The organism is Mucilaginibacter sp. 3215 (genome assembly GCF_050433785.1).
GTDB lineage: Bacteria > Bacteroidota > Bacteroidia > Sphingobacteriales > Sphingobacteriaceae > Mucilaginibacter.
The window spans coordinates 498,259-521,912 of record NZ_JBNPWO010000003.1 but is presented as its reverse complement, the minus strand read 5'-3'; the positions used below and the strand labels follow the sequence as shown (position 1 = coordinate 521,912).

The window sequence follows — 23,654 nt, the reverse complement described above, 5'->3', positions numbered from 1 at the left end:
ACTTCTGTAATTGTTGTATATTGCTGCCAAATTTATAAATTTAAAACTTATTTGACCTTGCACTTTTTACTTACCTGCATATGAAACGGAACATCGTGATAGGAATGTTTATTATCGGTGCCATGGCGCTGAGTTCCTGCTCTACAACCAAGCTTGCATCAAACCAAAGTAATGACAACGTTTATTTTTCTGATGCACGAGCGGGCGATGAACCTGTTTATGCACAACAGCCGGCTTACAACCAAACCCCGGTTGCAGAGGATGGATATAGCGATGACGACGATGATTACTTTTACTACGATGATTATTCGGCACGTATAAACCGTTTCAGTTATTTTTCCCCATTTGGTTATTACGATGACTTTTATTCAGCATATAATCGCTATCCTTATTACAACTACGGCCTTGGTTATGGTGGCTTAGGCGGCTATTATGGTGGCCTCGGTTATGGAGGCTACGGCGGCTGGGGACCAGGATATGCATACGGTCTTGGCTGGGGATATGGCGGTTGGGGATTAGGCTACGGATATGGTGGCTGGGGATATGGCGGCTACGGATACGGCGGTTATTACGGTGGTGGTTACGGATACGGTGGATATGGCGGTTACTATGGTGGAGGCTATGCTTCGTCAGGTACAGCACGTCCTTATCGTGGTAATGGCAATCCTTTTGCAGGCAGCGGGCGTCGCCCTGTCAGCAGTGCCACTTCCGGTATAGGCTACATTCCCGGAGGTCGTAACAGACCATTGGGCAGCAGAACGAACACTTACAGTAACGGCAGCAGCAATAGCGGAAATAACAGTTATAATAATAACAATGGCACCCGCTATGCACGCCCGGCCCGTACGGACGCGGCGCCTACCCGTGATGCACAGCCGGTTTACAGACAGCCACAGGTTGAACGTACATCACAGCAACCATCATATACACCATCACCAAGCTCAAGCGGCGGCAGTTCACGCAGCACAGGCAGCAGCAGTGGCGGCGGTGGCGGCAGACCATCAAGACCATAAACCTAAATCTTATATTTTATTTACCTGAATTTTATGAAAATCAAGTATTTACTAAGCATAATTGCTATAGTAGCAATTACTAAAGATAGTTTTGCGCAATACTCACAGGATGCCATCAGGTTTTCAACCTTTCAAACCGGGTCAACCTCACGTATCAAAGCTATTGGCAACGCCGGCACCGCCGTAGGCGGCGATTTGAGCTCAGTTAGCGGCAACCCCGCCGGCTTAGGCTTTTTTACACACTCGGAGGTTAGTATTACCCCTGAGTATGATAACTCTAAAATAAACTCCACCTTTTTTGGACAGGCAGGAAGCGCCAACCGTAACGATGTGAACATGAGCAACGCTGCCATTGTATTTTATCAGCAGCTAACCACCCGTGGGCGCGACAAAAGCAAAGGCTGGTTAAGTATTAACTATGGCGTGGGCTACAGCCGTACCAATAACTTTTATGAAAACGTTGCTTACGGCGGTACAAACCAAACCAGTTCTATTTCTGATTACTATGCCGGTATTGCCAAGCGCGAAGTATCTCAATATGGCAGCGTCAACCCCAATGGGCTCGATGGCTGGGCATATGATCATGTCCTGATCGATAATTTTGGCCCGGCAACTGACCCAAATTCGTATTCAAGCACGGTGAATGTTCCGGTAAGGCAGTTGGCGGGGATTACCCGTACCGGCGGCCAGTCGGAGTTTAACCTTTCGTTCGGTGCCAATTACAGCAATAAGCTTTACTTAGGTTTGGGACTGGCTATTACCGATATCAGGTATAATTCGCACGCCAGGTTTACCGAAAATGGCAACGCCATTATAACCAATGGCGGCAACCCTACCGACTTTTCATCCACTTTTGCGCAAGACCAAAGTACCAAAGGCTCGGGCTTCAACGCCAAATTGGGTATTATTTATAAACCTATACAGGCCTTACGTTTAGGTTTTACATTTACCTCACCAACGTTTTATAATATTGATGATTCATATTCCGAAGGGCTTGCCACGCAATACACAGGTGGCAAGAGTCATCAAAACGAATCCGAACCATATCAGCTAAGCTACAATCTGCGTACGCCGTTAAAATTAGCAGGTGGCGCGTCTGTTTTCATAGGCAAATATGGTTTCATAAGCGGCGATGTTGAATATATCGATTATACCACTACTCATTTAAGCAGTAACGACAGTTATACTGCCGATGGTGACAACAGTGATATCAAATCACTTTACCGCTCAACAGTGAACCTTCATGTGGGCGCCGAAGTAAACGTGAACAGCCTCGTTTATCTGCGCGGCGGTTACAGCCAGCAAGGTAACCCAATGAAAGACCTGGGCAGCAATATTAAAACAGTTAGCGGCGGCATAGGCTTTCATTTTGGTGCTTATTTTGTTGACGCTACCTACGCCAGGGTAACCGGCAAACAAACCATTTTCCCTTATGAAGTAGGTGCGACCAGTCCTTTTGCCGATTTGAAAAAAACTAACAACAATGGATTCCTTACTTTAGGGTACCGCTTTTAACCGTTGATTTTTTTAATAGATTACGCTTATTGCGTTGATCTGTTCCACAGCCTGTCTTTTCGCTACGAAAAGACAGGCTGTTTCATTTAACGTCTATCGTTGTGCCGTTGTTGATGTCGTCGCCAACAATGCCGAAAAAGTTAAAATGTGCTATTATCAGCGAAATCAACGTAATCAAAATATCAACGGTCAAATTAAGTAACTTGCCATTCATAATTTAAATTGACCATGAACAAAAATCTACTTAAAAGCACCGGTTTGTTAGTGCTATTGACTGGTATCGGCATTAATGCCCGGGCGCAGCAATCAGCCGAAACAAAAGCATGGGTAGCCAAATCAAATGAGTATACCAAAATCATCATCGATCTGGATAAAAAATATTCGCCCGAATACGGATCATCGCAAGGTCTTGCAGAATATGACAGCGACATCGCTATACCAACCCTCCAAAACATCATGGCCGAACGCAAGGATGAAGAGACCGTTGTCGCTAAACTTACCGAAGCCCTTAAGACTGAAAAAAATACTTTTATTCAACAGGATATCAATATCATTATAACCCACCTCAAACTGGGTTTTCGCCAGCAGGACTTTGAGTTGAGCCGCCAGGTCCCTTTTTTAAATGCGTCCTCAACCATTTACAGCGGACTGGAAACACTGCTTGACGATCAAACCCCCGAAGCCCGTCGCCAGGCAGCGGTAATGCGTATCCGTAAATATGCAGGACTGGAAAAAGGTTATAAACCATTGACAACCATTTACAGGGAACGTCTGCAGCACCAGATGGACGGCAAAAACATGATCTATCCGTCAAAGCAACGCATGGAAACCGATCTGTCGCGCAATGCGAGTATCGTAAGCGGCATCGCCGAGCTTTGTACCAAATACAAGGTGACCGGATGGGAACAACCTTATGCCACCCTGAAAAAACAGCTGGAAGATTATGACAAATGGGTAAAAGCAAATGTACTGGTAAAAGCCCGTACAGATTTCAGGCTCCCACCCGAAGAGTATGCTATGAACCTCGAAGCTTATGGTATAGATATTCCACCTGCAAAGGTAGCAGAGATGGCCCATACGCTGTTTAAACAACTGCAGGATGAAATGCAACCTATTGCCGAGCAGATAGCAAAAAAAAGGAACCTGCCATCAAGTGATTATCGTGCTGTGGTCCGCGAACTAAAAAAAGAGCAGATTCATGGTGATTCTATTATTCCACTGTACGAGCAGCATTTAAAAGATATTGAAGGCATCATTCGCGATCATCAACTGGTAACGCTGCCAAACCGCCCGGCTATTATCCGTTTAGCTACGGCCGCCGAAACTGCGCAGAGCCCGGCCCCCCACATGGTGCCACCACCATTTCTGAACAATACCGGCCAGCGTGGCGTATTTGTACTGCCATTAAACATGCCCGCATCACCCGGCGAAAAAGCTACAGACAAGTACGATGACTTTACTTTTGATGCCGCCTCGTGGACCATCATTGCCCACGAAGCAAGGCCGGGCCACGAATTACAGTTTGATAAAATGGTAGAAGAAGGGGTATCACAGGCACGCGCCCTGTACGCTTTTAACTCAACTAATGTGGAAGGCTGGGGCTTATATTCCGAATATATTACCCGCCCTTACATGCCTTTAGAAGGACAGTTGGTATCGTTAGATTATCGCCTGCTCAGGGCCGCCCGCGCCTTCCTTGATCCTGAATTGCAGGCTGGCAAGATAACCCAGCAACAGGCGCTTGATGTATTGATGAACGATGTAGTACAATCGCGTGCGTTTGCCCGCCAGGAAGTTGAGCGTTATACTATTAACGCTCCCGGCCAGGCCAACAGCTATTTTTATGGCTTTACCAAAATGATTGCCTTGCGCAAAGATACCGAGGTTGCATTAGGCAACAAATTCAACGCTTTGCATTTCCATGATTTCATCTTGTCGCAAGGGATCCTGCCGCCGGCATTGATCCGCGAGGCGGTGATGAATGATTTTGTGCCGAAAGAGAAGGCGTTGTAAGATTTTCTATAAAACGCAAAAAGCGGGATGTTTTAAAATTATCCCGCTTTATTAGTTATTTACGATGTCGCGATAGAGCAAGCGAAGCGGGAAAAATAATGCAACCCGTGATTCTGCGCGATTTGCAGGCCCAGTCCCCTAATAACAAAAGAACACAAGGGCGCGATGACGGTATCGATATGTATACATTACTCCGTAAACACCCTATAATTAACATCCATTACGCTCCGGCTTTGCAGCTTCGATTTTAGCAGCTCAAGCAGCGTGGCCCATTCCGGTGCCGAAAGTTCATGATTGGCCGGGGTTATATAAATATCGGTTGTTTTAATAAAACCTTCTTTGGGGTTGGCTGAGATACTTACCCCTTTGCTTACGCGGATGTTTTTGATTTTTGCTCCAAGCTCATATCTGCAGAAACTTGTTAGATCGGCAAGGGTAACTATGCGGTCTTTAGTGGTGAGGCCGTATTTATAGGCCTGGATCCGCTCGGAAGCTCCAAGACTGTTTCGGCCGCCTGTGGTCGTGGTGAGAAGCCTTAAACTATCCGGCTTAAGTTTAATGGCTTCCGCCTGCTGTAGCTTTGACCCTTTGCGGATATTGTTGGCATTATCGGCAAGTGTTGTCCAAAAGCTGAGGTATAACATGGCCGCTTTGTTTGCCGGTTTTAGTACCAGGTAATTTACCAGTTCATGATTGTCTTTTGAACTTTTGGACTTTTTTTCGATAACGGAGATATTTTGCTCCAGTGTTTTTAGGGCGGTTGTTAAAAAGTCGCTTCCGTATGCGGCAAAGGCCGCTTTTTCGTCGCGAAGCAACTCAAACAAATATTCGATAGTTTGCCTGGCGTTACGTGCATCAAAACGCTCGGCGCCGCCATTCCTGATGGAGTAACTGCCCTCATAATTAATACCGGCCTGGCTATACGGGATCTCGTTATACCGAACGTCATTGTCGTCATGCAGCTCATGGATCGATAAAAAATGATCATAAGCACCTGGTTTTATTGGGATGATATCGCTGATCTCCTTGATCCTGAATTTTTGTTGGTGAAGCCGCCTGCTCATTACCGGGAAACAGTTTAAATGTAACTGTAGTTCATCAATGGCATTTGCCGGGATTGCCGCCGGGAATACGATTTTGAACCACAAGCAGGGTTTAAGCGCTTTCAGATCCTGCTCGTTAAAAAACGACAGCAACTCAACCGGATAGTTTGCTTTGAAGGCGGTAATATTACTTAGCCGCTCATCGGTGAGCGAAATAAAATGATTGTTGTAATAGGTCCTTATGTCCCGCGTTATAAGGTTAATGATATGCTGATCATAAAAAACAGGTTTCTGATCGTCGGCTTGTTCATCAGCGTAAATGAGGCCAGGTTCAGTATCAAGCTGTGAACCATCCAGATAAAATTTAGTTACCTGGAGCAGGCTGTAAAAATCGGTATTGCTGATGTAAACAGGCCAGTCGAAATAAATTCCCGCATTTTTAAAAGTATTCAATGCTACTGCTGTTTCAATGCCTATCCAAAGGGTGTTAGGTTCGCCAAAAGCACCAGTGCGGACGTTTAGCAATGTATTCTTCTGCCCATTTTCAATATGTTCCTGCAGCCTGCCCCCGTTGAAGCTGTATTTTATTTCGGCATTAAATACAGAGTTAGCACCAGCAGGTGTAAAATAAATGTCCAGTTGTTCCGGGCTGGTTTTGCCAACCTCCGCTGCCAGCTGTTTCCGGAAATAAAAATGATTGCCGATGTTCAATATTTCTGAAGCCTCGATGGGTTTACCCTTCAATATGGCATGGGCGGGAAGGGGAGCCGTTAAATAGTCGGAGGCCAGGATCCTGGATATTTTGTTCAGGATGCGATGCTCCAGGTTTTTAACATCGTTGTTTAAATTAAACAATTCGGTGCTCAGGGCTTCAATCAAAAGCTTTACCAGCGGATCAACATCATTTACGTTTTGAACGCCCCAAAACTCGGTGGCGTTCTTCAGCATGCGGTTCCTGATCTCTTCTTTTGAGTTATAAAATATATCGCTCATAGGTTTATGCTGATAGCGGGCTTAGGAATAAAGCAGTTTTGAACAAATATGTTTCGCCGGTTTTGTTCAGTTTGCCTTTAATGGTTATATCTACTTTCTTTTTTATCTCGCTCACGTTGCGCAAGGGGTAAAATTTGTTGATCTCGGTAATGTTCACGCTGATATCAATATCATAAATCCTATTTTCAAATTTGCTGATAGAGCGCAATAACGATTGCCTCAGCTTTTCTTCCCAGATAGTCTCACTCATAATGAGTTCAAAATCCATATCCCAGATCTCGCAGCCAAATTCGGGGTTGTAACGGTGCTCGCCAAAACGGGTAAAAATAATGAGTTCGATGTATTGCGATATAGACGCACCAAGGTCTTGTTTATCAAGGTCCTGGCCATTATTGATATGGCTAAAGCGGAGCGGTTTTGAATAAAGCGGGTTTAGCATAAATGATATTATTGGATTGCGTCTGTGTTAAATTTTAACTTTTTATAAACATTTATTTTCAAAAATAGTTGTAGATATGTTTTATTGGTTACAAATAGTTGATAAAGCATTGATTTTTTGATAATTATTACACTATTGGTTAATTAATAAATATGAGCTAAATATTATAAATGCAGCTTTTTTAGCTGTAAATAAACCGAACCGATACTATAATATTAGATGAAACCTGTAAACAATAGCGACCTAAACCGGGCTTATCGCAAATTCATGATGTACCTTATTACATTACTGGGTTTTGCCATCATTATCGTTTACTTCTTTTTTGCAACCTCGGGCCGTGAGCTTGAATTATTAAATGCCCGCGTTAAAAAAACAGATCAGCTGATAGCGCTCCGTACCGATATCAATAACAGCTTTGAATTGATCCTCCTGCGCATGCAGCAACTCTCGCAGTATGCAAAAATGAATTCGCAGGAGCTTAATAACCAAACGGTACTGCTTAATGATATCCAGGAGAGCAATCAGCATATCCGTGAGCGACTGCAAAGTAACCCTTACCCGCTTAAAAGTTTTGAGTTGTATAAAAAGCTCAGCAACGATATTGAAACCATTGCCAGTATCAAAGATTCGCTTTTTACCACACGTTTCCAGATTGAAAGCCTTCGCTCACAGTTAGAGTCGTGCAGCCGGGTAAATAAATCGGCTATTAACCAGTTAAACCATCACTATCCGCATTAATAAGCCATATGTTAAAATTTAGTTTAAAAGAACGGAGAGAAAAATTCTTGTTTTTCATGGGGATGTTTTTAGTAACGTCGGTGATATTGTGCGTGGCTATATTTTATAATTATGGCAACGAAGGGTTAGTATCAAAAAGCGAGTTTGCTAAAAAAGTAAACGAAGAAGAGCAGTTTGAAAGCCTTGTTACCGAAGCGTTACCAACCGTTGATACAACGTATTATAAAATAGTAAAGTTTAACCCCAACGTGCAGGCCGTTTTTTTGGAGAATGATATCAGCGGTTCAATAGGTGCCGTAAAGTCATATTACAACCGCCGCCCATATGATGCGCGGTATAAATGCTTTATCCACGCTTCAAAACTGTTGCAGGCACTTTTTTATGATAAGCGCGAACTAACGGGCAATTATAACGATATCAGGAACATAAAAGGATCGGTTGATGACTGCCACATTGCACAGCGGCAATTGCAGCAAAACATGAGCATGGCCCGGTAAGCATCATCATACATCTACCATATATAACCTAAGCAAAATGAAAAACGATTACAACGACGGGAGACCCGTCGATACTAACCGGAACATCTACACCTTTTTATACATTTTTACTGGTGTAGTTGTTATTGCCGGTATCATTTTCCTGCTGCGTAGTTCATTGTTTGAAAAGAGAGTGATCAACGCCCGTATCCTGAAGGATGAGATAGCCCTGAACGAGCACCTGGTTTACTCGGATAATACGGCCAATGCAAAAAACTGGCTTTGGGAGTTTGGCAATGGCGATAAATCAATTCAACAAAACGGGAGCTACCGCTTTAAAAAAACAGGCGACTATATCATACGGCTTACAGTTGACGGCAATTTGACGCAGCAATTCCCGGTTAGCGTAAAAGATAGTACCCCAACCATAGCTGTCGATACCCTGATTACAATTAACGGCCCCACACAGGGAATTGTAAATGAACAGGTAAGGCTTGAGGCGCAGGGTAACGCCCGGATTTTTGAATGGTCGTTTGGAGAAACCGGCCGGGTGGATGTTAAAGGACCAACTGCACTCTACACCTTTCACAATCCCGGTACCTATTTTATCAAACTGAGCACGGATAAAAGCAGGCGCCCGGTCTATCACCGCATGCATATTACCAATCCCGATTCAACATTTGCCAACCAGATCGTAAACCCTGGTGAAAGCGAGCGCCGTGTAATCGATGATATCAGGGCACACCTGCAGGCCATAGCCAACGGCCGTGATTTTAACCGCCATTATTATTACCTGGTTAGGAGGTATTTCTGCGGAGATGAGAAAGTTACCGTAAACCTTGAAGATAACGGCGAGAGCAAACGGACTGATTTTTATTCCTACTGTATGCGGTTAACTTTTGGAGGTGGCATCAGTGTTGACGAAGCACAAGTTACCCTAAAGCCAAAATCAAACTGTTCAAGCATGCTTTCGGTAAGGCAGCATGCAACCACTGCCGCTCCCGAAAAGAGGCCCAGATAATCTATTTTAAAACCTATTTGCATCAACCAACATGAAAAATATATTAAGCTTCGTTTTTTTAACCTGTATAGTAATTGCGGCCCGGGCGCAATCGCCGGTATCGCTTGGCAAAACGGTGGTAACGCTACCCAAAGCTTTTGAAAAACCTGATGAGCGTACCAGCATTTACAATACCGACGACCGTACTTCTCTGCCATGGATCGTATTTTCGGACAGGGCCGAAAATTATACATATACCTCGCCGGGCGGAACGCTGGTAATGAAAAAAATAAGTTTCATGGAGCCTTTTTATGTAAGTGAACAAAAAAACGGGTTTATAAAACTAATTAAGTACCAGGCCGGCATGGTACAAGGTAAAAAGCTTACCAATAAAAAAGGCTCGCAAAGTTACGGATGGATCAGCATTTCAAAGGTGTTGCCCTGGCAGTCGGCTTTTACCAGCACAAATGGTTATCCCGAAAAATATATCACCATTATAAGTGGTGCCGGTCCGCTCACTATGCCCGATTATTATTATGACAAAACTGATTCCGCTTACATTTTTGCCGGGCCCGATCAAAGCCAGAAAAAAACCAAAGTGGCCCTGCACAATGTAGTTTATGTATACAAAAAATCTGACGACGGAAAAAAAGTATTGGTAGGGTCCGATCCGCAGTTGATTGCCGATAATGCAGCTGGCAGTGTTTATGGCTGGATAGCCGCCGACGCCGTTCATAGCTGGGGCGATAGGCTATATATCGGGTCGGCAAGGGAAAACCAGCCATTGATCAATGATTCTATTGCGAAGTATATCAACAGTTCCCTCAAAACCAATAATAGCAAGGGAGGTACGGGCTATTTTGCTTTTGACCCCTTACTGGCCGATAATGCCCCCTTGTTATTGAGCATGCCTGTAAGCTCATCTGCTTCGGGTAATCTTAGCCTCGGCTTCGCAACCGATGTTTATGATAAAAGCCATAACAGTGTGCTCAATATCAAAGGCGGGCATTTAGCATATAAGGATTATCTCAAGATCCGCAACAATGTTCACCACGTTAACATTGTGTTTGTGGTTGATGGCGGCAGCCCTATGCGCAATTATTTTTCGGGTATTACCAGTACTATTCAATCATTTGAAGATATTTTTGATGCGCATGCCAGGGGTAACCAGGTTAGATATGGGGCTGTGGTTTACCGTAACGCGTCCGGCTGTCAAACAGGGGGCATCCAGTCAACCCCGCTTAGTGCCGATTATCGTAACCTGGTAAAATACCTCGAATCGCAGTCAACAGTAACAGGTAACTGTGCCCCGGTGATAAGTTCCCAACCTGTTTTTGACGGTATCCGCACGGGGTTAAGCCTGTTTGGCAATCATCCCGACGAAACCAACCTGGTCATCCTGATTGGTGCCACCGGTGCTTTAGATCGTAATTCGGTAGGGGTTAATACGGTGGCCAGTCAGATAGCGGCCGCCAACGCCCGCTTGTTAGCTATCCAGGTATTTAGCGATTACAACCCTATCTACAATGATTTTGTAATTCAGGCAAGACAAATTGTATCACAATCTGCGGTAAAGCTGGCCGATTATAAAAAACAGCGCATGGTGAATGGAGAAGGCCTTACCAACGTGCAGCAATTCAATACATCACTGTCTGATTCGGTTTCCTTTTACCTCGATTATCCCAAAAAGAGCCTGATCCAGGGCGCTGTGGTATTTCCGCCCAAGAGAGTAGTAAAATCAAACCAGGCCATGAGTTTGGCAGTTGAACGCCTGATGCGCGAAACAGATTATGATATCCGGAACCAGATCCATACGCTCGACAGCGCATTCAGGCTTACCGGGCGCGAAAACCGTTATGTACAGCCGCTGGTTATGCAGCAGCAGGGGCAGCCATCAACCGATTTGGGTAACAATATGCCGCATAACGCTTTCAAATATTACCTCAGCGCCGAAGCACCCAGGAACCTGGTAAATGAAAGCAAGGGGCAGCTGCAATACCTGCTGATATTGAACGAGCAGGATTATAAGCAGCTGACAGATCTGCTGTCGCTCATGATAGGCGAAAACCTGCAGCGGGACGCGTCCGATTACCGCTCAAAATTGGTTGATAACTACGTTGATATCGCTGCCAAGCATTTAGGACTTAACTTATCTGGCGGTGATATTAAAGACATGACCCTGGCCGATTATTTTCTGCGGGTTACCAGTTTGCCCTTACCCGGCAAAAAAGATTTCTATAATAAAAAGGTGAATGATCTTAAACACAACGATGATATGCCGCAGGCGCAGTTTGAGGCATATATCCACTATTTGATCCATAGCAGTGATGTTATTAAACAGGCTGCTATTACCAACCAACACTTTACGTCAAACGGCAAAACCTATTATTATATAACCCAGGCTAACCTGCAATAGCATATGAATATAGTTAATTTAAGCGAGTCGGTGAAAACGGCGGTGCGGGTAGCGCAGTCATTAGCCAAAGAATATCACCATAAGGAATTTGGTCCGGCGCACCTTTTAAAAGGCTTGATGCACCAGGAAGTGGGGTTGAAGAACCTGCTTCAATCCATCGGGAAGGACACGGCTTATATAAGCGATTGGGCCGAAGTACGCATTGAAGATTATTCGGCCGCGTTAACCGTGCCCGACGAAATGTTAGGTAACAGCCAGGTAAAGCAGGTATTTGAAGAAGCCGATAATGTGCGCATAAAATTAGGCCAGGATTTGATTACGCCCGTTTGTGTGTTGATTGCGTTAATAAAGCCCAATGTGGGTTTTGATGCTAACCAGCTAAAATCTTTCCCGGTAAAAGAACGCGAGTTGCTGGATATTTATTTGAGTAATGAGGATGTTAACCATGCGGTAAATCCCTCTGCGCAGGCCACAAACGGCAGCGATGTACCCAAACAAACAACAGCATTACTCAAATACTGTGTAGACCGCACAAGCCTGGCCAAACAGGGTAAGGTAGATCCCATCATAGGCCGGGAGCGTGAAACACGGATGGTGATGGAGATCCTGAGCCGGCGTACCAAGCCCAATGTAATGATCACCGGCGACGCGGGCGTTGGCAAAACAGCCCTGGTTGACGGGTTCGCGCTTAGCATTGTAAACGGACAGGTACCGGCGTCGCTTAAAAATGTACAGCTTTTTGAACTTGATCTGGGTTCATTGATCGCGGGGGCATCTTACAAAGGAGAAATTGAAGACCGGTTAAAAAACATCCTGCGCGAGATAAAGCAGTTTGAAAAAGCTATTCTGTTTATTGATGAGATCCATACACTGCTTGATAATAAAGGGCCGATAGGCGGCGGTGTTGGCAACCTGCTGAAACCGGAACTTGCCCGCGGCGAAATAACGGTGATTGGTGCCACTACCATCGACGAATACCGCAAAGTGATTGAGCCCGAACAGGCATTTAGCCGCCGGTTTGAGGTGCTGCAGGTAAATGAGCCCGATACGCCTACAGCTATTAAAATGCTTAAAAAACTGGTGCCCCAATATGAGGAGCACCACAACTTAAAGATAGACGATAATACTGCCGAAGAGTGCGTTAGACTGGCGCAGCGGTATATGAAAGACCGTCGCCTGCCCGACTCTGCCTTCGACCTGCTCGACCGTACCATGGCTGCTATCCGTTTAATGAACGATACCACCGATACTGCCCTTTCCGAACTCCGCACCGAACTGGACGAATTGAAAGCTCAGGATGATGCAGGCGATTTGATCGGAGCCTACAAATGGCTTTACACCTTGTATCGCAATAAAATAAGCGCGGTGTTGTTAGGCCAGCTGGAAGATGAAACCCAGGTTGATACTTTTGAAACGCCCGATGAATACATCGCTTACTTTGAACGCAATTTGAGCCGGCTTGAAGAATTGGCTCAAAATAAAACCGAGGTGGTGAATAAACATGATATTGCCGCTATTATCTCCTATAAAACAGGCATTCCCTTAGGCAAGATCCAGGCACAAGAGAAAGAAAGGCTTTTAGGCATGGAAGGCTTCCTGAAAAAACGGGTTGTTGGGCAGGACCAGGCGTTGAAAGCCGTTTCTGATGCCATACTCGAATCGCGGAGCGGACTGAACAAAAAAGGGCAGCCCATCGGCTCATTCTTTTTGCTTGGCCCAACAGGCACCGGTAAAACGGAGCTGGCCAAATCAATAGCCGAGTTTTTATTTAATGACGAAAAAGCGATGATCCGCTTTGATATGTCGGAGTTTAAGGAGGAGCATTCGGCCGCATTGCTGTATGGCGCGCCGCCGGGCTATGTGGGGTATGAAGAGGGCGGCTTGCTCGTAAACAAAATAAGGCAGCAACCTTATTCGGTTGTGCTGTTTGATGAAATTGAAAAGGCACACCCATCGGTATTTGATATCTTTTTACAGATCCTGGATGAAGGGCATATGCACGACAGGCTGGGCAAGCAAGGCGATTTTTCAAACGCGCTGGTGCTATTTACCTCAAACATTGGCAGCGAGTGGGTATCTGAGCAAATTAGCCGGGGGCATATGCCTACATCAAACCAATTGATGGAAGTGATGGCCAATAAGTTCAGGCCGGAGTTTTTGGCGCGGTTATCAGAAATTGTACCCTTTGCACCTATACATGAAGAAAATGTAGTACGCATCTTTGAGATCCAGCTCAAAAGCCTTATACAGGCGCTTGAAAAAATGGGCATAAACATGCAGTTAAGTGCCGAAGCCAAAAATATGCTGGCTTTAAGCGGTTTTACACCCAAATATGGTGCACGGCAGCTATCGGCGGTGATCCGTAACCAATTGCGCAGGCCAATATCACGCTATATTATTTCGGGCGAACTGAAAAAAGGAAATACTATCGCCATAGATAAAAAAAGTGATGATACTGAATTATTGTGGAGCATTAGTTAAGTAATTTAACTGAAATACATACTGTTAAAAACAATTTTATAGTTATTGCATTATAACATAAACACTTTCATACTTATCATTTATTAAATAAAGCTATGTTTAATTACGAAATAGGGGGAAACGAAACAAAAGTTGATTCCTCAGAAGCATTTGGTGAGATAGCTCCCAATAAAACTTTGTTTATTCAAAAATTAACTGATAATGAGCCGCTGAGACCTGAGAAGGTTGAGGGACTTAAAAATGTTGAAGAGGTTTTTGCTCATTACAAGCCAAAAGTAAGTGTTGAGCTTGAAAGAGAAAACGGATCAAATGTTACCGAAACGCTGCACTTTAACAATCTTGGCGATTTTGCCCCCAAAAACCTGGTACAACAAAGTAAATACCTGCATAAACTTAATATTCAGCGCGAGATGTACCTCAATATCATGAAGCAGCTGAAAACCAACAAAACGCTGAAGTCAACCCTTGATAACGCCGAAACCAAACAGGCCTTTATTGAGGCGTTAAAAAATATAGTAACCGAGCTTGACCAATAATTAGCTAATCCTAAACATTTAACAACACGATCATGGCAACACCAAACGAGCAGATCCTGAATGAAAATTCAACAGACCAGGCTCTTAAAATAAAAGAAAGAAGCGGCGCGACACCTCTATCAACCAGTTTAGATAAACTATCAAAAGTTGGTGGTTTTGATTTGCTGGAAGCTACTATAGATGGCCTTCAAAACCTGAACCCCGAACGCAAAGCCCGTAAACAGATCTTTTTAACTGATGATGAGAAGAAAGGGGAGCGCGAAGAACTTAAGCTGAAGCTTAATCAATGGATAGAAGCTTTGGAAAGCGGCGAATCGGTTAGCGATACTATTCAGAAAAGCGCCGAAAAACTGCAAAGCGTTGAAGAAAACCTGAACAAAAATTTACTCAATGTATTGGAAAGCACCCGCGAGCTTGAACAGGCTTACCGCACAGTGCATTTGTTTTATAAAAACACCGAACAGGATAAGCTGAAGAATGTGGTATTAATGAATGCCACGATCGATCAGTTGAAAGAGCTTGATAATCCGCGCTTTATTGAATATGCTGCAAATGAACTCAAGCAAAATTATGACAGGCTGGATCTTCGTCAAAATTATTCAATCCTGGTTGTGCCCGGCTACCTTGGCTCAAACAAAGTAGTTGAACGCTGGTCAAAAATAGCCTATGATAATAAAGTAATGCTGGTGACCGATTTTGCGGATCTTGAACAACCGGATGATGTGATAGACCTGTTTACATCAGCCAATTTAACCGGCGGCGATGCCTTTAAATCAAACACCATCATGACTTGTAACTGGCTGGTAGGCCGCGGCAAAGTTGCCGAAGCGGGTGAAGAGGATGACTTATATATCCCGGGCTCGGCAGCATTGGCGGGTAAAATGTATTATACGCTGATGTCGCAGGTTACCGCCGGTAAAAAACACGGAGCGGTTAACGAGGTGGATGGTGTACGCTTTGACCTTAAAAAGAGCGAGATCTCGCACCTGGAGCGCATTGGCCTGGTACCTATGGTGAATGAGTACGGCAAGGTAATGGCATTCTCGGCCAAAACTTTGTTTAACGGCGATAATATCGGTTTGCAAACCTATTCGGTAGTGAGGGTATTTGATTATATCACCAAAGTATTATTCGACTTTTTGAACCGCCGAGCTTTTGAAAACTGGACTTCAAAAACAGAGCAGGACCTGCGCTCGCAAATTGTGAAGTTTTTGGATAACATCCAGGGGCCCGACAGGCTTATCGAACGCTTTAAAATAATCAGGTTTGAGCGCGATGAACAGCAAAAGGACCGCATTCACCTTGATATTAATATCACGCCATATTTTCCCGCTAAAAGCTTTGTGGTAAAGCTTGACGGGCAAAAAGGTGAGGATGCAAGCCCAACGTGGAACAGCGAATATAAACAGCAGTAATATCGCGGTACACAACGTTGTGAAGTGGTAATGAATCCCTTTTAAAATAAGGAAGCACCTACTGGAGCGATATCGGATATGTGCAAAACAATATATTGGCTCCGTAGGTGCCTCCTGTTAGGAGGTGGGTTTTAAAAGCGAGATTCAACCGTTAAACCAGCGCTGTGTGCATTTTAGGTTAATTTAACCGAAGGCCTAACTTTATTTATTGTTAAATATGGTTTATGTTTGCATTGATGAGGCAGCTATTGATCATTAATGCAGATATAGATAAAACACCAACAACAGCGGCATTGATCAATGCCTATAAAGACGGGGCCCAGGCCGCCGAAGCTGTAGTAAAAGAGATAGCCATCGCCGATCTTAAATTTAATCCCAACAAGCAATTCACGCTAAGCAATAACGAGCCCGAACCCGACCTGGTGCAAGCTGTAAACGCGATAAAATGGGCATCGCATGTGGTTATATTTTGCCCGGTTTATAAAGATTCGATCAACTCAAAAATTAAAGGTTTTTTTGATCGCGTTTTTATGCCCGACCAGGTTTTTATCAGCGGCTCGTCGGTTAATTTCAATGGCCGGTCAGGACGTGTGGTTTCTATATTGGATGAAGCTGCCTGGCAGGACTGGCAGGTTGATATGAAGCCAACCTATCTGGCAGTAAAAAAACTAACCCTCGAAAAGCGCGGCATCAAGCCTGTGCATACCAGTACCATCGGGCATCTCTATAACCTCGATAATGAGTACAGTAAAAAGTGGATTCAAAAATTATATTCTTTTGGGTTAAAACTTATTTAAATAAATATTTAATATTTTCTCAAAACAATAAATTAATTACATTGTAGTTATTAAAGTAATGCGCAAAGCATCTACTTTAAATTATTAACCTCTTAAAATTTATCATTATGGCTTTCAAAGCAAGATTAAATTTTTCGGGCAAGGACTACGATGTGCTCACTTGCTCCTATGCATTAAACCGCGATGTAGACTCAAAAGGACGCCCGTCCTCAGGTATTTACGGCGGTACTATCGATATCGAGATCGAGTCGACTGAAGACACCTCCATTATCGAATCAATGGTTAACAACCAGTACAAACCGATTGCCGGAACTTTGCTGATCAAAAAATCTGAGGAAGACGCTAAGATGAAAGAGTTGTCTTTTGAAGATGGCTACATCGTGAAGTATTCTGAAGGTATCGACATTACAGGCGCAACTCCCATGAGCTTGAAGTTTGTGATCTCGGCCCGCAAGTTGAAACTGGGAAGCGCCGAGCACGTGAACGATTGGCCAGGTAAAAACTAAGCCCGGCCGATTTTGTTATCTGTTTGTGCCGAAGGGGCACTTAATTTATTTATCTACTTAAAACTTTATTGATCATGGCTTTCAAAGCAAGAATTAGTTTAGGATCGAAAGAATTCGATGTGCTGCAATGCAGCTATTCATTAAACAGGGACGTTGATTCAAAAGGCCGTCCGTCATCAGGTGTATATGGTGGTACTATCCAGGTTGAGGTTGAATCAACCGAAGATACTTCGGTTATCGAATCAATGGTGAACAGTCAGTACAAACCAATCCACGGCACTATTACCTTCAAAAAATCTGAAGAAGATGCCAAAATGAAGGAGCTTAATTTTGAGGATGGTTACATCATTCAATATAACGAGGGGATATCGATTATCGGTAACAACCCAATGTCGTTAAGCTTTGTGATATCGGCGCGTAAGCTGAAAATAGGCAACGCCGAGCACGAAAACGACTGGCCTAAATAATATATCAGTACAATTGATTTGTACTGTCTTTTAAAAAGATACGGAGGAGATAGTAACATATTTTCCTCCGTGTTCTTTTTACAGCTTTTGTTTAGGTTCAGTTATAAACCTTATGAAAAGAAAGAAGAGAATAATAAACCCAGCCTTACCCACTACAAAGAAAAAGGTGAAAAAATCGTCGGTTCCAACCCCCATGGAATACGTGCAGCTTTTTAATACCTGTGTTATTAAAAAGGAAAAAATCGCTGCTGTCGATAAGATCATCGATGAAAAGGTAACCGTAAACCGCCCCCGTTACGAAAGCATTTCAAACCTGGTACGCCTTGGTACTAATGCGCCGTCGGCTGCCGGAAATAAAAATCTTTTCGCATCGGTCTACACTCCTTTTTTTGATCGTTACAACACCACACCGCTATCATTAAACCCAACGGCGGCTAATGCCAAACCCGAAAGTGTTTTGGATATGATGACCAAACCGCAGATGACAACCGGCCTTTTGGGAGCTAATTTTTTTGACACCGGGAGGTTTACCCCAAACGATCCGTTTTCGTTTATGAACCTTTTTGGCGGCGGCGGAGCTATCCCCTGGTATTTTATTGCCTGCGTACATTATATGGAGTGTTCGTTCAGTTTCAAAAAACACCTGCACAACGGCGATCCGCTTACCGGTTATACGGTACAGGTGCCCGCCAATCGCCCAAAGGTAGGTCATGGCCCTCCGTTTACTTTTGAGGAGAGTGCTGTTGATGCTATTAAACTGATGAAGTATGATAAGGTAACCAATTGGAGCCTGCCGTTTATTTTGCAAAAGCTGGAGGGATATAATGGTTTCGGTTATAACAAAAAGGGCATTCACACGCCTTACCTCTGGAGTTTTTCGAACCAGTACGTTAAGGGCAAATATGTCAAAGACGGTGTTTTTGATGCCGAAGCGGTATCCCAGCAAATGGGCGCGGCAGTTATCCTTAAACGCATGGAAGACAGGGCATTGATTAGTATTCCCAGAAATTAACCAATGAAAAGGATCGTTAAACATATGGTATTATTACTGCTTGCTACCGGGTTGGCAGGTTCGGCCGTGGGCTGTAGTGGCAACCCTAAAGCCCCGGTTGCTGATACTGTCAAAACCATAGCTAAGTCGGCCTCCCGAACCGTACATAAGTCGGCCCTTACCGACGAGCAGTTGTTCCGAGCCTGCCTGAAACAGTTTAAAGCCGCTGCCCTGCAAAAAAACAAAAAACAACTGGCCGCCATGTTTTACTTCCCGCTGCAAACAGCACCCCAATGGTCGAACGAAGATTTACGATCTACTACGGTTAACCCTGCTGAGGGACTGGTGAGCGGGGCAGAATATCCGCAGTACGAGCCTACTATATTGAGTGCTGACGCGCTTCGTCTTATACCCAAAAGTACCGAAGACGATCTGTCGGAAATTGACGCTGCTACCGATGAAAATTATTATAAAGTTATTGCAAAAGTTACAGATAAAGGCAGTAAGCTTTACGAGTTGCAGCAACAATATGAGCAAAAAAATGGTAAGGAAACATCGTACGGGTTTGTTTTTGGCAAGGTTAACGGGCAATATAAAATTATAAGTTACTACAGCCCATGGCCTGTTAAAGGTTAATGGATTTTATAGCCGAATTATGGAAAAGAAACTAAAAGTAGATATCAATATTGAAGGTACCCAGATCACCCATTTCTCTACCTTTAACCTTGACCAGCGTTTTAATGAGCACCATACTTTTCAGCTCAGGTTTAACCATGATATCGTTGAAGAGTACAACGCTGTTACGCTCGAAAACTCAAAGGACTTTATTGGTAAAAACATTACCGTGCAATTTGGCACAGCTGATAGCGGCGAAAATAAATTTAGCGGTATTGTTACCAAGGTAGAGCTTTCGCAAAGCCATGGGTTTCATGGTGATATCCTGGTGAGCGGCTTTAGTCCGACCATCCTGATTGACCGGGGTCCCGATCTCGGCTCGTATCTTAACAAAAGCCTGAGCAGCATTATTCAGTTAGCTACCCAGGATGCACCGGCAAATGATCTGAACCTCAACATCAAACCAACCAATACTTCGCCTATTGATTATATCATTCAATATCGTGAAAGTGATTTTGAGTTTATCAACCGTCTTTCGGCCGAGTATTACGAATGGTTTTATTACGATGGTGCTAAACTGAATTTTGGTAAGCCCGATAAGCTGGAGGAGGTTGCTCTTATTTACGGTCGTGATCTGCACAGCCTGCAATATGCAATGCAGATAGCCCCCTTAAAGCATAACAAGTTTGCTTACAACCCCAAGCAGGATGAACTGCTTTCGTCAGAGCCGCAAGGCTCTTCGGGCAGCACGCCGGATCTTTCGCATGCCATCAGCGCGTCAAACAAAGTTTTCAGCAAAGTTTATAATGAACCATTGGCTGTTAGGGTAAATAACAAAAAAGAAATAGATGATTTTGTTAATAACCAGCAAAAAGCGCTGATATCCGAATTGGTTACCATTGTAGGCAATGGTGACAACCCTATGGTGGGCCTGGGCAAAATACTTAATGTAAGCATGAGTGTAAGGGGTACAGGGGCTTTTGAATTACAGGATTTTGGCAAGTTCCTGGTTACTGCTGTTTATCACCAGATCGACGGTGTTGGCCATTACCAAAATACGTTTGAAGGCGTTACTGCCGATACGGAGCGTATCCCGGTTGCTGAAGCCGAAAAACCCAACCCGGATATGCAGCTGGCCGATGTTACCGACAACGCCGACCCGGATGGACATGGCCGCGTTAAAGTAAAATTTAAATGGCAATGTACCGCGAATGATGTTACCGAGTGGCTTAGGGTAGTTTCGCCTGATGCAGGCAGCTCGGATAAAGTAAGCAAGAACCGCGGGTTTGTTTTTATCCCCGAAGTTGGCGACCAGGTGCTGGTAGCATTTGAGGAGGGTAATATTGCCCGCCCGGTTATTATTGGCAGCATGTTTAGCGGTAAAACAGGTACAGGCGGCAGTCAAACCAATAAAACCAAAGCGCTTACTACCCGAAGCGGCAACACCGTGATACTGGACGATAGCAATGGCAGCATTAACGTTAAAGATCCCAGCGGTAACGTGGTAACCCTTAATGGCGACGGTACGGTAACCATTTATGCGCCAAACACCTTAACGCTGGTATCAAAAGATATTAACATTAATGCGGGCAATAGCATTAACATAACATCATCGCCGGCCAAAGAAGGCGGGGGTGACGGTGTTATCAATGTTACAGCCAAAAAATCGATAGCGGTAGCGGCGCAGGATGAAGGTATTACTACAAATGCGAAAAAAGATATTGCCTTTACCAGCGAAACCGAAAGCATCAAACTCTCCGCATCGGCCAAAGACATCACTTTTGATGCTGCGGCCGGCAAACTTTCATCAAGCAGCAAATCGGCCGAGATCAGCTCGACCGACAAAATGCATCTCAACGGCGGCAGTCTGGCGCATATTATAGCAGGCGATGTCGAAATTAACCAATCATGATCATGAATATATTACCGGTAAATACAGCTCAAAGTTCATGGTACCAGCTTAGCTCATCCAACCGTACCATAATTGGCACAAAAGTACTTGAGTTTGTGCAAGACAGGTGGATTGAAATAAAACTCATTAGCCATGACGATAAGCAACGGGTTTATGAGTATACCCTGCTTGATCAAAATATGGATGGTTCGGCGCTGATCCATGAATGGGCAGCAGATATGGAATGGTTCCAGTCGCCGGTACAGATCATAACAGATCTGGAAGGGAAATTTATCGGCATCAATAATTTTAATAGTATCGCTAATTGCTGGCAGCAGGGCTTCCGGTCAAAAATCGCCAAAAAATATCGTCAGCAAGATGGTATCGATGTAATGCTGTCTGAAACAGACAAATTGCTGCAGGATCCTAAACGCTTTCTGCAATCATTTATGGGGTACAGCCATTACCGGTGCTTTTTTCAACCGTTTTACAGGGAATGGCAAGCCAATGAAAGCTCTTCCCTGATACTGAAAGGTTTTTTCGGCACAATTGACTTGCCGCTCGTCATCTACAGTTTTACCCAACAACATGGTAACACCGTAACCATAACTAACGAAGCCGAGGTTGACGAAGAAAGGTTTGAAAGACCTGTGTTAGTGAGGATGCTAAAAGACCTTACAAACACTTATAACCTGAAGGTTGACCTGCAGACCGAGATGGAAGAGATTTACAAATTTGAAAACAACATACTGCAGGAGGCCGATTTGTTTTTGCAATTACATGTGCCTTCATTTTATACCGTTGTAACGGCACATCAATGCAGGCGGATTGAACAGCATCAGCTTCCGAAGGAACGCGTTGATAAGAACGAGCTGAGCAACAGTATACTGCATGTATAAGGCTGAAGGTTTAGTACTCACAAAAAGTAATATCCGATGTCAAAAAAATATATTCCAAACAATAGCTGCCTTAAATGCGATAAAGGGTCGGCTCCTGTGCGGTTAAAGGTAACGCATCATAACAACACGAAAATTTATGGTGAGTTCCTGGCCAGCGAGGCCGACATGGTGCCGGGTGAAAATATTTTGCCTATGGGCAGGTGTTCGGTAACGGGTGGCAGCTGCAAATTTGATCCTATTTACTGGGACAAGACCAATAAAGGTGTTAAGGTTAACGGCTACAAATTATTATTTGAAGATGCGAACCTGTTGTGCAAACAAGGCGGCAAAATAAGTGTTGACTTTAATGCGCCAAGCGGTATGAGCACAGCCGGGGCGCTTGTTACGGGTGCCGGTGCCGGAACGTTCAACTATGGTTCGTACACCAACACCCTTGATATATTGCAGCGCGGTACCATTTATGATGTTGAAAACGGCAAGATAAGCCTGGTACGGAGCAACAGCGAAAGTGATTACCGCAGGCACGGTAATTACGGGGAGATGAAGGACAACGTTTATCATCGGCAGGAAGGTTTTCGCGACGTAAGAAGCGAGCATCCTGTAATTGATATTGATAAACCTACGGCTTCGGGCATTGACGGGGCTTATGCCAAAGATAATGGGTATAAAATTACAGACGGTAAATACAATACAGCATCAATACAAAATACGACAACCGGCCGCGAGTTAAGTGAGCGATGGACGCGAAATCACATCGACAATAACGGGGCGATAAACCCGGCAGACGAAGCAGGGGTTAGACTGGCAAATACAGATGGCAGCCTGAACCGCGAGGTGATCAGGGTTAAGCCCGACGGATCCATGCAGTCAGAAACTATAAACTCCAACGGCTTTAAAGCTACCCGCGGGCAAAGTGAGGCTTTGGAGATAAAAACCAGCAGGGCGGGCAATTTTATGAATGGTGTCAGGTCGTCCATGCTCAATTCAAAACCTCTTACAGCCTTGTCCGAATCTAATTTTTCACAGGCGGTACGTAATAGCAGAATTGCCACTGGCGCAAATGACGGCCTGTTTAAGGCAAGCCAGGCAATTGCACGTTCTCCGGCTTTAAGTGTGGCGGGCAAAGTTGCCGGCCGGGGGCTTATAGTTGTTGGTATCGCCCTTGATGCAGTAAGTATCTATTCGGCGTATGAAGAAGAGGGCGGTTTTGGCAAAAAAACAAAAGAAGCGGTGGGCGGTGCTGCCGGTGGCCTTGCCGGCGGTATAGCAGGTGCCGAAATAGGTGCAATGATAGGTACCGCTATATGCCCCGGGGTTGGTACGGTGGTGGGCGGTATTGTTGGCGGGGTTATCGGAGGCCTGGCCGGAAGCGGCATTGGTAAATCAATTGCAGGATGGTTCTCATAAATT

General features: G+C 44.4%; 21 protein-coding genes. 18 read left to right on the top strand and 3 right to left on the bottom strand.

Annotation, left to right across the window (positions count from 1 at the left end; translation table 11 throughout):
• Nucleotides 1-80: 80 nt before the first annotated feature.
• Together ABIC84_RS08480 and ABIC84_RS08475 are read left to right on the top strand one after the other, a co-directional pair.
• Nucleotides 81-1,013 carry a hypothetical protein gene (locus tag ABIC84_RS08480; RefSeq protein ID WP_429263306.1) on the top strand — a complete coding sequence of 311 codons (933 nt, stop codon included), beginning with the start codon at nucleotides 81-83 and terminating at the stop codon, nucleotides 1,011-1,013.
• A gap of 33 nt (nucleotides 1,014-1,046) precedes the next feature.
• The gene (locus ABIC84_RS08475; protein WP_429263305.1) at nucleotides 1,047-2,528 is read left to right on the top strand and encodes an OmpP1/FadL family transporter; all 1,482 of its coding nucleotides are present in this window, start codon (nucleotides 1,047-1,049) and stop codon (nucleotides 2,526-2,528) included.
• 82 nt (nucleotides 2,529-2,610) lie between these two features.
• Here the strand turns inward: ABIC84_RS08475 and ABIC84_RS08470 are convergent, their stop codons facing one another.
• Nucleotides 2,611-2,742: a hypothetical protein gene (locus ABIC84_RS08470; RefSeq protein ID WP_426581226.1), complete on the bottom strand. Its 132-nt coding sequence runs from the start codon at nucleotides 2,740-2,742 to the stop codon at nucleotides 2,611-2,613.
• A 14-nt stretch (nucleotides 2,743-2,756) separates the two neighbouring features.
• On the opposite strand from ABIC84_RS08470, the gene ABIC84_RS08465 reads away from it, so the two are divergent.
• A complete protein-coding gene (locus ABIC84_RS08465; protein ID WP_426581224.1) occupies nucleotides 2,757-4,541 on the top strand; it encodes a DUF885 domain-containing protein in 1,785 nt (594 codons plus the stop codon).
• Nucleotides 4,542-4,729: 188 nt separating this feature from the next.
• Here ABIC84_RS08465 and ABIC84_RS08460 read toward each other — a convergent pair whose 3' ends face one another.
• Nucleotides 4,730-6,577 (bottom strand): type VI secretion system baseplate subunit TssF, encoded by a 1,848-nt coding sequence (locus ABIC84_RS08460; RefSeq protein WP_426581222.1) that lies wholly within the window; start codon nucleotides 6,575-6,577, stop codon nucleotides 4,730-4,732.
• Nucleotides 6,578-6,581: 4 nt separating this feature from the next.
• Entirely contained in the window at nucleotides 6,582-7,016 is a 435-nt protein-coding gene (locus ABIC84_RS08455; RefSeq protein ID WP_091172390.1) for a GPW/gp25 family protein, read from the bottom strand.
• Nucleotides 7,017-7,235: 219 nt separating this feature from the next.
• Between ABIC84_RS08455 and ABIC84_RS08450 the strand changes: the two genes are divergently transcribed.
• From ABIC84_RS08450 to ABIC84_RS08380, 15 genes are all read left to right on the top strand, one after another.
• Nucleotides 7,236-7,754: a type VI secretion system TssO gene (locus ABIC84_RS08450; RefSeq protein ID WP_091172388.1), complete on the top strand. Its 519-nt coding sequence runs from the start codon at nucleotides 7,236-7,238 to the stop codon at nucleotides 7,752-7,754.
• An 8-nt stretch (nucleotides 7,755-7,762) separates the two neighbouring features.
• Nucleotides 7,763-8,251, top strand: a complete 489-nt coding sequence (locus ABIC84_RS08445; RefSeq protein ID WP_429263304.1) for a type VI secretion system transmembrane protein TssO — start codon at nucleotides 7,763-7,765, stop codon at nucleotides 8,249-8,251.
• A 37-nt stretch (nucleotides 8,252-8,288) separates the two neighbouring features.
• Nucleotides 8,289-9,251, top strand: coding sequence for a PKD domain-containing protein (locus tag ABIC84_RS08440; protein WP_429263303.1), 963 nt, complete (start codon nucleotides 8,289-8,291; stop codon nucleotides 9,249-9,251).
• 31 nt (nucleotides 9,252-9,282) lie between these two features.
• The gene (gene tssR / locus ABIC84_RS08435) at nucleotides 9,283-11,646 is read left to right on the top strand and encodes a type VI secretion system protein TssR domain-containing protein (RefSeq protein ID WP_429263302.1); all 2,364 of its coding nucleotides are present in this window, start codon (nucleotides 9,283-9,285) and stop codon (nucleotides 11,644-11,646) included.
• 3 nt (nucleotides 11,647-11,649) lie between these two features.
• The gene (locus tag ABIC84_RS08430) at nucleotides 11,650-14,127 is read left to right on the top strand and encodes an ATP-dependent Clp protease ATP-binding subunit (RefSeq protein WP_429263301.1); all 2,478 of its coding nucleotides are present in this window, start codon (nucleotides 11,650-11,652) and stop codon (nucleotides 14,125-14,127) included.
• A gap of 95 nt (nucleotides 14,128-14,222) precedes the next feature.
• Entirely contained in the window at nucleotides 14,223-14,663 is a 441-nt protein-coding gene (locus ABIC84_RS08425) for a type VI secretion system contractile sheath small subunit (RefSeq protein ID WP_188832938.1), read from the top strand.
• A gap of 32 nt (nucleotides 14,664-14,695) precedes the next feature.
• Nucleotides 14,696-16,078 carry a DUF5458 family protein gene (locus ABIC84_RS08420; RefSeq protein ID WP_090531692.1) on the top strand — a complete coding sequence of 461 codons (1,383 nt, stop codon included), beginning with the start codon at nucleotides 14,696-14,698 and terminating at the stop codon, nucleotides 16,076-16,078.
• 224 nt (nucleotides 16,079-16,302) lie between these two features.
• Entirely contained in the window at nucleotides 16,303-16,875 is a 573-nt protein-coding gene (locus ABIC84_RS08415; protein ID WP_090531690.1) for an NAD(P)H-dependent oxidoreductase, read from the top strand.
• A gap of 107 nt (nucleotides 16,876-16,982) precedes the next feature.
• The gene (tssD, locus tag ABIC84_RS08410; protein WP_090531688.1) at nucleotides 16,983-17,381 is read left to right on the top strand and encodes a type VI secretion system tube protein TssD; all 399 of its coding nucleotides are present in this window, start codon (nucleotides 16,983-16,985) and stop codon (nucleotides 17,379-17,381) included.
• A 74-nt stretch (nucleotides 17,382-17,455) separates the two neighbouring features.
• The gene (gene tssD, locus ABIC84_RS08405; protein WP_090531686.1) at nucleotides 17,456-17,848 is read left to right on the top strand and encodes a type VI secretion system tube protein TssD; all 393 of its coding nucleotides are present in this window, start codon (nucleotides 17,456-17,458) and stop codon (nucleotides 17,846-17,848) included.
• 112 nt (nucleotides 17,849-17,960) lie between these two features.
• Nucleotides 17,961-18,860, top strand: a complete 900-nt coding sequence (locus tag ABIC84_RS08400) for a hypothetical protein (RefSeq protein WP_429263300.1) — start codon at nucleotides 17,961-17,963, stop codon at nucleotides 18,858-18,860.
• Between the two features lie 3 nt (nucleotides 18,861-18,863).
• Nucleotides 18,864-19,475: a hypothetical protein gene (locus ABIC84_RS08395; protein WP_429263299.1), complete on the top strand. Its 612-nt coding sequence runs from the start codon at nucleotides 18,864-18,866 to the stop codon at nucleotides 19,473-19,475.
• Between the two features lie 19 nt (nucleotides 19,476-19,494).
• The gene (locus tag ABIC84_RS08390) at nucleotides 19,495-21,366 is read left to right on the top strand and encodes a type VI secretion system Vgr family protein (protein ID WP_429263298.1); all 1,872 of its coding nucleotides are present in this window, start codon (nucleotides 19,495-19,497) and stop codon (nucleotides 21,364-21,366) included.
• 2 nt (nucleotides 21,367-21,368) lie between these two features.
• A complete protein-coding gene (locus tag ABIC84_RS08385) occupies nucleotides 21,369-22,244 on the top strand; it encodes a hypothetical protein (RefSeq protein ID WP_429263297.1) in 876 nt (291 codons plus the stop codon).
• A gap of 36 nt (nucleotides 22,245-22,280) precedes the next feature.
• Nucleotides 22,281-23,651, top strand: a complete 1,371-nt coding sequence (locus tag ABIC84_RS08380; RefSeq protein ID WP_429263296.1) for a PAAR-like protein — start codon at nucleotides 22,281-22,283, stop codon at nucleotides 23,649-23,651.
• The last annotated feature ends 3 nt before the right edge of the window (nucleotides 23,652-23,654 follow it).

What these genes read in the sequence shown, in the direction of transcription:
- ABIC84_RS08480 (WP_429263306.1), top strand. Translation starts at nt 81, where the DNA reads ATGAAACGGAACATCGTGATAGGAATGTTTATTATCGGTGCCATGGCG.
- ABIC84_RS08475 (WP_429263305.1), top strand. Translation starts at nt 1,047, where the DNA reads ATGAAAATCAAGTATTTACTAAGCATAATTGCTATAGTAGCAATTACT.
- ABIC84_RS08470 (WP_426581226.1), bottom strand. Translation starts at nt 2,742, where the DNA reads ATGAATGGCAAGTTACTTAATTTGACCGTTGATATTTTGATTACGTTG.
- ABIC84_RS08465 (WP_426581224.1), top strand. Translation starts at nt 2,757, where the DNA reads ATGAACAAAAATCTACTTAAAAGCACCGGTTTGTTAGTGCTATTGACT.
- ABIC84_RS08460 (WP_426581222.1), bottom strand. Translation starts at nt 6,577, where the DNA reads ATGAGCGATATATTTTATAACTCAAAAGAAGAGATCAGGAACCGCATG.
- ABIC84_RS08455 (WP_091172390.1), bottom strand. Translation starts at nt 7,016, where the DNA reads ATGCTAAACCCGCTTTATTCAAAACCGCTCCGCTTTAGCCATATCAAT.
- ABIC84_RS08450 (WP_091172388.1), top strand. Translation starts at nt 7,236, where the DNA reads ATGAAACCTGTAAACAATAGCGACCTAAACCGGGCTTATCGCAAATTC.
- ABIC84_RS08445 (WP_429263304.1), top strand. Translation starts at nt 7,763, where the DNA reads ATGTTAAAATTTAGTTTAAAAGAACGGAGAGAAAAATTCTTGTTTTTC.
- ABIC84_RS08440 (WP_429263303.1), top strand. Translation starts at nt 8,289, where the DNA reads ATGAAAAACGATTACAACGACGGGAGACCCGTCGATACTAACCGGAAC.
- tssR (WP_429263302.1), top strand. Translation starts at nt 9,283, where the DNA reads ATGAAAAATATATTAAGCTTCGTTTTTTTAACCTGTATAGTAATTGCG.
- ABIC84_RS08430 (WP_429263301.1), top strand. Translation starts at nt 11,650, where the DNA reads ATGAATATAGTTAATTTAAGCGAGTCGGTGAAAACGGCGGTGCGGGTA.
- ABIC84_RS08425 (WP_188832938.1), top strand. Translation starts at nt 14,223, where the DNA reads ATGTTTAATTACGAAATAGGGGGAAACGAAACAAAAGTTGATTCCTCA.
- ABIC84_RS08420 (WP_090531692.1), top strand. Translation starts at nt 14,696, where the DNA reads ATGGCAACACCAAACGAGCAGATCCTGAATGAAAATTCAACAGACCAG.
- ABIC84_RS08415 (WP_090531690.1), top strand. Translation starts at nt 16,303, where the DNA reads ATGTTTGCATTGATGAGGCAGCTATTGATCATTAATGCAGATATAGAT.
- tssD (WP_090531688.1), top strand. Translation starts at nt 16,983, where the DNA reads ATGGCTTTCAAAGCAAGATTAAATTTTTCGGGCAAGGACTACGATGTG.
- tssD (WP_090531686.1), top strand. Translation starts at nt 17,456, where the DNA reads ATGGCTTTCAAAGCAAGAATTAGTTTAGGATCGAAAGAATTCGATGTG.
- ABIC84_RS08400 (WP_429263300.1), top strand. Translation starts at nt 17,961, where the DNA reads ATGAAAAGAAAGAAGAGAATAATAAACCCAGCCTTACCCACTACAAAG.
- ABIC84_RS08395 (WP_429263299.1), top strand. Translation starts at nt 18,864, where the DNA reads ATGAAAAGGATCGTTAAACATATGGTATTATTACTGCTTGCTACCGGG.
- ABIC84_RS08390 (WP_429263298.1), top strand. Translation starts at nt 19,495, where the DNA reads ATGGAAAAGAAACTAAAAGTAGATATCAATATTGAAGGTACCCAGATC.
- ABIC84_RS08385 (WP_429263297.1), top strand. Translation starts at nt 21,369, where the DNA reads ATGAATATATTACCGGTAAATACAGCTCAAAGTTCATGGTACCAGCTT.
- ABIC84_RS08380 (WP_429263296.1), top strand. Translation starts at nt 22,281, where the DNA reads ATGTCAAAAAAATATATTCCAAACAATAGCTGCCTTAAATGCGATAAA.